The organism is Neisseria sp. P0001.S005, from assembly GCF_051963715.1.
Genome location: NZ_JBQCTZ010000424.1, coordinates 1 through 1,068, shown reverse-complemented (window position 1 = coordinate 1,068; position 1,068 = coordinate 1). Strand labels below are relative to the sequence as shown.

The 1,068-nt window shown below is 56.0% G+C and carries 1 protein-coding gene; it reads left to right on the top strand.

Going from position 1 to position 1,068, the window contains the following annotated elements; all coding sequences use genetic code 11:
- A partial coding sequence (gene mgtE / locus ACTHSP_RS20770) for a magnesium transporter (RefSeq protein ID WP_440346854.1) occupies positions 1-1,056 on the top strand: 1,056 nt, incomplete at its 5' end.
- Positions 1,057-1,068: the final 12 nt, after the last annotated feature.

Sequence of the window (1,068 nt, the reverse complement as noted above, 5' to 3'; positions counted from 1 at the left end):
GCAGAACTGGCAGACGACCTGCCGCACCAAGTGGTGTACGAAGCGCTGCAAACGCGTGATGAAGAAGAACGCGAGCAGGTCAAAGCGGCGATGTCTTACGAAGATAACCAAGTCGGCGCGATTATGGACTTTGAATTGGTCAGCATCCGCGCCGATGTGGCGTGTGAAGTCGTGTTGCGCTACTTGCGCCGTTTCGACAGCCTGCCCGACCATACCGACAAGATTTTCGTGGTTGATGAAAACGACGTGTTGCAAGGCGTGTTGCCCATCCGCAAACTCTTGGTCGCCGACCCCGAAGACATGGTGGCGGACGTGATGGCCACCGATGTCGTGCGCTTCCGTCCCGAAGACGACGTGGAAGAAGCGGCACAGGCGTTTGAACGTTATGACTTGGTCACCGCGCCGGTTGTCGATGAAAACAAAAAGCTGATCGGCAGGATCACCATTGACGAAATGGTGGACGTGATCCGTGAAGAATCCGAAGCCGACATGTTTAACATGGCCGGTTTGCAAGAAGAAGAGGACTTGTTCGCCCCGATTTGGGACTCGGTGAAAAACCGCTGGATGTGGCTTGCCATCAACCTGTGTACCGCCTTTATCGCCAGCCGCGTAATTGGCGCATTTGAAGGCAGTATCGAGAAAATCGTCGCACTGGCTGCGCTGATGCCCATCGTCGCCGGCATCGGCGGCAACTCCGGCAACCAAACCATCACCATGATCGTCCGCGCCATGGCAATGGGACAAATGACCAGTACGCAGGCAGGCCGCCTGCTGAAAAAAGAAGTCGGCGTCGCCCTCGTCAACGGCATTATTTGGGGCACGGTAATGGGCGTGATTTCATGGCTGCTCTACGGCAACATCGGCATCGGTTTGGTCATGGTGGCCGCGATGACCTTGAACCTTTTGCTGGCCGCGACCGTCGGCGTCCTCATTCCCGTCATGATGGACAAAGCCGGACGCGACCCGGCATTGGGCAGCTCGGTGCTGATTACCGCGGTTACCGACTCCGGCGGCTTCCTGATTTTCTTGGGATTAGCAACCATGTTCCTGTTGTAATAGGAAAAAAAA